The organism is Paraburkholderia sp. (assembly GCF_024281035.1).
Lineage (GTDB): Bacteria > Pseudomonadota > Gammaproteobacteria > Burkholderiales > Burkholderiaceae > Paraburkholderia.
In genome coordinates, this window is sequence record NZ_JAMXLH010000033.1 from 1 (window position 1) to 7,825 (window position 7,825).

General features: G+C 63.4%; 8 protein-coding genes. 5 read left to right on the plus strand and 3 right to left on the minus strand.

The annotated features are described in order from the left end of the window. Positions 1-575, plus strand: a 575-nt coding sequence (locus Q0L30_RS12450; RefSeq protein WP_296655349.1) for an FAD-binding protein, incomplete at its 5' end; no start/stop codon positions are given. 126 nt (positions 576-701) lie between these two features. On the opposite strand, the gene Q0L30_RS12455 is transcribed toward Q0L30_RS12450, so the two are convergent. Together Q0L30_RS12455 and Q0L30_RS12460 are read right to left on the minus strand one after the other, a co-directional pair. Beyond that, positions 702-1,298: a Spy/CpxP family protein refolding chaperone gene (locus Q0L30_RS12455; protein WP_296655351.1), complete on the minus strand. Its 597-nt coding sequence runs from the start codon at positions 1,296-1,298 to the stop codon at positions 702-704. 25 nt (positions 1,299-1,323) lie between these two features. Continuing rightward, positions 1,324-1,656 carry a hypothetical protein gene (locus tag Q0L30_RS12460; RefSeq protein WP_296655352.1) on the minus strand — a complete coding sequence of 111 codons (333 nt, stop codon included), beginning with the start codon at positions 1,654-1,656 and terminating at the stop codon, positions 1,324-1,326. A gap of 711 nt (positions 1,657-2,367) precedes the next feature. On the opposite strand from Q0L30_RS12460, the gene groES reads away from it, so the two are divergent. Both groES and groL read left to right on the plus strand, forming a co-directional pair. Continuing rightward, a complete protein-coding gene (gene groES / locus Q0L30_RS12465) occupies positions 2,368-2,658 on the plus strand; it encodes a co-chaperone GroES (protein ID WP_296655354.1) in 291 nt (96 codons plus the stop codon). Positions 2,659-2,702: 44 nt separating this feature from the next. Further along, entirely contained in the window at positions 2,703-4,343 is a 1,641-nt protein-coding gene (gene groL / locus Q0L30_RS12470) for a chaperonin GroEL (protein ID WP_296655356.1), read from the plus strand. A gap of 132 nt (positions 4,344-4,475) precedes the next feature. On the opposite strand, the gene Q0L30_RS12475 is transcribed toward groL, so the two are convergent. Beyond that, positions 4,476-5,627 (minus strand): branched-chain amino acid ABC transporter substrate-binding protein, encoded by a 1,152-nt coding sequence (locus Q0L30_RS12475; protein WP_296655358.1) that lies wholly within the window; start codon positions 5,625-5,627, stop codon positions 4,476-4,478. Positions 5,628-6,034: 407 nt separating this feature from the next. Between Q0L30_RS12475 and Q0L30_RS12480 the strand changes: the two genes are divergently transcribed. Both Q0L30_RS12480 and Q0L30_RS12485 read left to right on the plus strand, forming a co-directional pair. Continuing rightward, entirely contained in the window at positions 6,035-6,994 is a 960-nt protein-coding gene (locus Q0L30_RS12480) for a 4-hydroxyproline epimerase (protein ID WP_296655360.1), read from the plus strand. Positions 6,995-6,999: 5 nt separating this feature from the next. Then, the coding region (locus Q0L30_RS12485) for an FAD-binding oxidoreductase (RefSeq protein WP_296655363.1) at positions 7,000-7,825 on the plus strand (826 nt) is incomplete at its 3' end.

The following is a 7,825-nucleotide window of genomic DNA, read 5'->3' on the forward strand; positions in this document are numbered from 1 at the left end:
CCGACACGTTCGAGCGCCCGATCTACGCGGGCAATGCAATCGCAACGGTTCAGTCGGCCGATCCCATCAAGGTCATCACGGTTCGCATGACGGCGTTCGACGCCGTTGCTGCAGAAGGCGGCAGCGCAGCGGTCGAGAAGCTCGAAGCCGCAGCCGACAGCGGCCTGTCACAGTTCGTGAGCCGTGAAGTCACGAAGCTCGACCGTCCGGAACTGACCAACGCAAAGATCATCGTCTCGGGCGGCCGCGGTCTGGGCAGCGGCGAGAACTACACGAAGATCCTCGAGCCGCTCGCGGACAAGCTCAGCGCAGCACTGGGCGCTTCACGTGCGGCGGTGGACGCGGGCTACGTGCCGAACGACTACCAGGTCGGCCAGACCGGCAAGATCGTCGCGCCGCAGCTGTACATCGCGGTGGGCATCTCGGGTGCGATCCAGCACCTCGCGGGCATGAAGGACTCGAAGGTCATCGTCGCGATCAACAAGGACGAAGAAGCGCCGATTTTCAGCGTCGCCGATTACGGCCTCGTGGGCGACCTGTTCACGCTCGTGCCGGAGCTGGTCAGCGCCCTTTGATTCCGGCGGCCGGCTCGATGGGTTTGTATGGAGGATGTTCGGGACCGGGCAGCGATTTGCATTGGGCGCGCCGGACGCCACGGTACGGCGTGCGACTGCACAAGCTGCCGTCGGCCCCGAGCCGGATCAGTTCGATGCCGCAACCGGAGCCGAAGCCGCGCCGGACGATGCCGCTGGCTTGTGCCCGGAATGGCTCATATGCGAGCGCGCACGCTGGTTGCGGAACAACTCGTCTGCAATCGCCTTTTGATCGTCGGACAGCGACGCGTACAGCGTGCTGAACGCGGTCGCGAGTTTCTGCATGTTATCGGCATGCAACTGAGCGAGCGATGCATAGGATTTCATTGCGTCGTCGGCATTCAGCGAATGAAGTTTTTGCGCGCGATCCCGAATTGCGGAATCGGTGCTCCTGGCGTTGTCGCGCATGACCTGTGCATATGCATCCCACTGCTGCGACTGCTGAGCGGTGATCTTCAATTCGGAATGGAGCCGCTCGATCCGTTGCTCCACGAAATCGGCATGTTTCTGCGCGCGATTTGCAGCCACGGACGATGCCGCGTCCGGACTGCTCGTCGCCGCCGTTTGCGCCCACGCGGAAGTGGTGCAGAAGGCAAGGACGAACAAGGCGGGAACAACAGTCTTGCGAACCGTTTTTTTCATGGTTGGAAGCTCTCTGATAGACGGGCTGCAGGCAACTGCGCGTCGCCCCGGCATTGCGTGCATGGGCGTCGCGCCATGGCACACCAGCTTAGTAGCCGGGCGGATAGTTGTTCGGATAGTAGTAGGCGCCCGGGGGCGGTGGCGGCGGGGGCGCGGAATAGACATCGGCTGGCGGTGCCTGCGTCGCGTTCGAAATGACCGCGCCTGCGACCGCGCCAAGGAGCGCACCCACAACCAGGCCGCCGACCAGACCGTTGTCGCCATGTCCGCCGCCGTCGTGTCCACCGCGATAGCCGCCATGCCCGCCACGATAGCCGCCACCGCGATATTCGGGCCGGCCGTGACCGCCATAACCGCGTCGGTCGGGCTGTGCTTGCGCGGGTAGTGCCGATGTCGCTGCAACGATGGCGACGATCGTCATCGCAGACCACCGGCGTAGGGAAATACGGGAAATCCGGATCATCGATTCAAGATTCCTGGCGTTGGATGAAATCAAATGATACGACGGACTGGTGCTGACGCGTCATCAAACGGTTTGTGCGTTTGTGCTTATGCCAGCCACTTTTCAGTTTCTCAAGCTGATCGATTTCCCGCCCGATTGAGTCGATGAGTCTGAACCGACCGTGCAGACCGCGGAACATGCTTCCCGGCAGTGACCTTTCATTTATCCAGCGAATCCACTCCAGCGTGCAACGCCGCAGGCGCCCGGAATGTTCGGCCGGGCTTCCGACCCCTCAGATCGGGAATTTCCCTGGCGCGGCTACGGCCATCGCGACGCGTTGAAGCCTGCGTTGCAGGCTTCAATTGCTGGTTTGAATAGCGTGCGGTCGTTAGGTCTGGCCTGCCAGGTGGCGTGTTTTTATTGTTTAACTCTATGTTTCCAATGAGGAAAATAATAAATGCGGCTGCTTTTGCGAGTGCCTGGAGTTCCAGATCAAGTGAATGGAGTTCCAGATTGGGTGAATCTCAACCGTCCCGAAAGCAACTCCCGCCCCCGTTCTTGAATTTGTCATTCCTCGTCCATATAATTAGCACTCGTCGCACGAGAGTGCTAACAATTTTCTGGTGGGCCTCGCCCGCCAGGTGTTCTTGAGTGTCTTCAAGTCCCAATCAAGAGAGAGAGGATCTATCCATGAACCTTCGTCCTTTGCATGATCGCGTGATCGTCAAGCGCCTGGATCAAGAAACCAAGACCGCTTCGGGCATCGTGATCCCGGACGCAGCGGCCGAAAAGCCGGATCAAGGCGAAGTCCTGGCCATCGGCCCGGGCAAGCGCGACGACAAGGGCGCACTGATCGCCCTCGACGTGAAGGTCGGCGACCGCGTTCTTTTCGGCAAGTACGCTGGTCAGACCGTCAAGGTCGACGGCCAGGAACTGCTGGTGATGCGCGAAGAAGACATCATGGCTGTGGTGAACCGGTAAGTTCATTGCACCGCACACTATTCGAGAATTCAAGGAGTTAGAAGATGGCAGCTAAAGACGTCGTGTTCGGCGATTCCGCCCGTTCCAAGATGGTTGAAGGCGTGAACATTCTCGCCAACGCAGTGAAGGTCACGCTGGGTCCGAAGGGCCGTAATGTGGTGCTCGAACGCTCGTTCGGCGGCCCGACGGTCACCAAGGACGGTGTCTCGGTCGCGAAGGAAATCGAGCTGAAGGACAAGCTCCAGAACATGGGCGCGCAGATGGTCAAGGAAGTCGCTTCCAAGACCAGCGACAACGCCGGTGACGGCACCACGACCGCCACGGTGCTGGCCCAGTCGATCGTCCGCGAAGGCATGAAGTATGTCGCCTCGGGCATGAACCCGATGGACCTGAAGCGCGGCATCGACAAGGCCGTCGCAGCAGCGATAGAAGAACTGCGCAAGATCAGCAAGCCCTGCACGACCAACAAGGAAATCGCGCAAGTCGGCTCGATCTCGGCGAACAGCGATTCGTCGATCGGCGACCGCATCGCTGAAGCGATGGACAAGGTCGGCAAGGAAGGCGTCATCACCGTCGAAGACGGCAAGTCGCTGCAAGACGAGCTGGAAGTCGTCGAAGGCATGCAGTTCGACCGCGGCTACCTCTCGCCGTACTTCATCAACAACCCGGACAAGCAAGTCGCCGTTCTGGAAAACCCGTTCGTGCTGCTGCACGACAAGAAGGTCTCGAACATCCGTGACCTCCTGCCGGTTCTGGAACAAGTCGCGAAGGCCGGCCGTCCGCTGCTGATCATCGCTGAAGACGTCGAAGGCGAAGCGCTCGCAACGCTCGTCGTCAACAACATCCGCGGCATCCTGAAGACCGTCGCCGTCAAGGCTCCGGGCTTCGGCGACCGTCGCAAGGCGATGCTGGAAGACATCGCGATCCTGACCGGCGGTCAGGTCGTTGCGGAAGAAACCGGCCTCACGCTCGAAAAGGCAACCCTGCAAGAACTGGGTCAAGCCAAGCGCATCGAAGTGGGCAAGGAAAACACGACGATCATCGACGGCGCTGGCGAAGCCGCAAGCATCGAAGCGCGCGTGAAGCAGATCCGCACGCAGATCGAAGAAGCGACCTCGGACTACGACCGCGAAAAGCTGCAAGAGCGCGTGGCGAAGCTCGCCGGCGGCGTGGCAGTGATCAAGGTCGGCGCTGCGACCGAAGTCGAAATGAAGGAAAAGAAGGCACGCGTCGAAGACGCGCTGCACGCCACCCGCGCTGCCGTTGAAGAAGGCATCGTCCCCGGCGGCGGCGTCGCGCTGATCCGCGCTCGCACGGCAGTTTCGGGCCTGAAGGGCGCCAACGCCGATCAGGACGCAGGTATCAAGATCGTCCTGCGCGCAATGGAAGAGCCGCTGCGCCAGATCGTCACGAACGGCGGCGAAGAAGCCAGCGTCGTGGTCGCGGCAGTCGCTGCTGGCAACGGCAACTATGGCTACAACGCAGCGACCGGCGAGTACGGCGACCTGGTTGAAGCCGGCGTGGTCGACCCGACGAAGGTCACGCGCACCGCGCTGCAAAACGCAGCTTCGGTTGCTGGCCTGCTGCTGACGACGGACGCAGCCGTCGCAGAAGTGCCGAAGGAAGATGCTCCGATGCCTGGCGGCATGCCGGGCGGCATGGGCGGCATGGGTATGGACATGTAATTTCGGCTTATACGTCTCTTAGCCGGCGTTACATGTTAATGCGGGGGATGCGCTGTAAGGCGCATCCCCCGCATCGCTTTCAAGTACTGAATTTAATCGCGCGCCCGGCATGGCGCGCGGTTCCAGCAAGCCTTACTTCGTGCCCACCGTCTGCAACGGCACCCACTTGCCGTCGGTGACCTTGTACACGGTCACGCCGCCATACTTCAGGTCGCCGTACTGGTCATAGGAAAGTTCGCTGGTCGTGACGCCCTTCATGTTCGTCGCCTTCAGCGCCGTGATGAACACATGCGGATCGGTCGAGTTGGCCTTCTTCATCGCGTTGAACACGGCCATCGTGCCGTCGTAAGCATACGGCGCATACAGTTCCACCGGCTGATTGAAGCGCGCCTTGTAGTGCTCCGCAAACGCCTTGCCGCCCGGCATCTGGGCCAGCGGGGCACCCTCCGATGCGGCCAGCGTGCCTTCGCTCGCGTCGCCGGCGACCTTGATCAGATTGTCGGACTGGAGCATGTCCGGGCCGAGCAGCGGCGACTTGATCGCCAGCGAACGCATCTGCTTGAGCATGGGCGCGGCCTGGGTGTCGGCGCCGCCGTAGAACACCGCATCGACGTTCGCCGCCTTGATCTTCGTGAGAATCGAGCGGAAGTCCACGGCCTTGTCGGTCGTGTATTCCTGATCGACGATCGTTGCGCCCGCAGCCTTCGCGGCCTTGGTGAACTCTTCGGCCACGCCCTGGCCGTAGGCCGTGCGGTCGTCGACGACTGCGAGGCGCTTGAACTTCAGACCCTTCACGGCGTAGTCGCCGAGCACGCTGCCCAGCTGGGTGTCCGAGGTCAGCAGGCGGAACGTGGTGGGCAGGCCGAGGCGCGTGTAGGTCGGCGCCGTCGCCATCGCGATTTCGGGGATGCCCGCTTTTGCGTAGATCGGCGCGGCCGGGATGCTCGTGCCCGAGTTGTAATGGCCGATGACGGCGACGACGCCGTCGTCGACGAGTTTTTGCGCCACGGTCGTGCCCGTGCGCGGATCGGCCTGGTCGTCCTGGGCGTCGAGCACGAAGTGCACGGGCTTGCCGCCGATGACCGGGTTCGTGGCGTTCATGTCGTCGATTGCGAGTTGCACGCCGCTGCGGAAGTCGGCGCCGTAGTGAGCCTGGCCGCCGGTGAGCGGTGCAGCAAAACCGATCTGGACGTTAACCGGAGACGCGGCAAACGCACTCGGGGCGCTTGTCAGGGTTGCCCCCAGGATCATTGCGGCGGATAGGGGTGTCAGACGAAAGTTCATTGATTTGGACTCCTCGTTCCTCGTTATATGGGGCGGTGCCAGTGGCTGCACCCTCAATGGCCTTGTGGGCGCTCAAGCCCAGTGCTCCGGATCTGGCGGTGATGGGCTAGCTCAATATACGAATCCAGAAGTTGCCGAGTCTTGGGGAAAATAAACAGCGGCGATGCAGAAATCGGCATAGTCGCGCAACCGCGCTCACAGGCTCACCAACGGGCCTTTCTGGCTACTCGGGTAATCCCGGCAGGGTTGTGCTTACTGGCACCACCTGGCACCACTGATTTCACCGCAGGGCGCAAAAGCGGCCACTGGACCGGTCAACAGGTCGTCCGGGCACTATGCCGAAATCATCAGCGGAGCAGGTGTGTTCGGCCAAGACGCCGAAATCGTGGCCGCTTACGATTACCGCCATGAAAACGCTCTCTCACATTGACGTCATCGATTCGCATACCGGTGGCGAACCCACCCGCCTCGTGATCTCGGGCGGCCCCGATCTCGGCCACGGCCCGCTTGCCGAACGCCTCGAAATCTTCCGCCGCGACTTCGACCACGTGCGCGCGGCCATCGTCAACGAGCCGCGCGGCTCGGACGTGATGGTCGGCGCGCTCCTGTGCGAGCCGCATGATCCGACCTGCTCGGCGGGCGTGATCTTTTTCAACAACGTCGGCTTTCTCGGCATGTGCGGTCACGGCACGATCGGCCTGATCGTGTCGCTCGCGCATCTCGGCCGTATCGCGCCCGGCGTTCACCGGGTCGAGACGCCCGTGGGCGTCGTCGAGGCCGAACTGCACGCCGATGCCAGCGTGACCGTGCGCAACGTGCCCGCGTATCGTTACCGCGCGGGCGTGCCGCTCGATGTGCCCGGCCACGGGCGCGTGCATGGCGACATCGCATGGGGCGGCAACTGGTTCTTCCTGGTCGCCGATCACGGGTTGCCGCTCACGTTTGCCAACATCGAAACGTTGACCGACGCGGCCTGGGCGATGCGGCGCGCGCTGGAGGCGAACGGCATCACCGGCGCGGACGGCGCGCTGATCGACCACGTCGAGCTGTTCGCCGAACCCGACCGCGCCGGCATCGACAGCCGCAACTTCGTGCTGTGTCCCGGCAAGGCGTATGACCGCTCGCCCTGCGGAACCGGGACGAGCGCGAAGATCGCGTGCCTGGCCGCCGACGGCAAGCTCGCGCCGGGCGCGTCGTGGCATCAGGCCAGCATCATCGGCAGTGTGTTCGAGGCGGGTTATGCAGTGGAGCCGGGTCTGCCCGCGGGTTATGTGCGTCCGAGCGTGCGCGGCACGGCGCATGTGAACGCCGAGGCGCGTCTGCTGTTCTCCGACGCCGATCCGTTCGCCTGGGGCATTCGTGCGTGACAAAAGTGGGGGAAGGCGCGCCGGATGTCGTGGTGGTCGGCGCAGGTATCGTCGGTGCGGCGTGCGCGTACGAGCTGGCCGCTCTCGGCGCCGATGTGCTCGTCCTCGAGCGCGGCGTGGTGGGCGGCGGCGTGACGGCGGCCGGCATGGGCCATCTCGTGGTGATGGACGACACACGCGCCGAGTTCGCGCTGTCCGCGTGGTCACGCCAGCTTTGGCTCGATCTTGCTCCGCGCCTCGATGCGCGCCACGCGTTCGTTCGCTGCGGCACGTTGTGGGTCGCCACGGACGACGACGAATACGCCTATGCCCAGACTCGCCAGCAGTCGCTCGCGCGCGACGGCGTGGCGTGCGCGATGCTCGACGAGCAGGCGTTGCGCGCAGCCGAGCCCGCATTGCGCGAGGACTTGCGCGGCGCGATGATTGTGCCCGACGACGGCGTGGTCTATGCGCCGGCCGTCGCTGCGTGGCTGCTCGAACAGCCGGTGAAGGGGCGCATCGAAACCCGGCTCGATGCGAACGTCGAGTGCGTCACGCGCACGGGCGTGCAGCTTGCCGACGGTGAGTCGATCGCGGCGGGCGCGGTGCTGGTCGCCAACGGCTTCGATGCCGTGCGGCTGTTGCCGGGCCTGCCGTTGCAGCCGAAGAAGGGACACCTGCTCATCACCGACCGCTATCCGGGCACGATCCGGCATCAGGTGCTGGAGCTCGGCTACATCAAGAGCGCGCATCACGCGCGCGGCACGTCGGTCGCGTTCAACGTGCAGCCGCGGCCGACGGGACAGGTGCTGATCGGCTCGTCGCGTCAGTTCGGCACGCTCGATCCCGCCG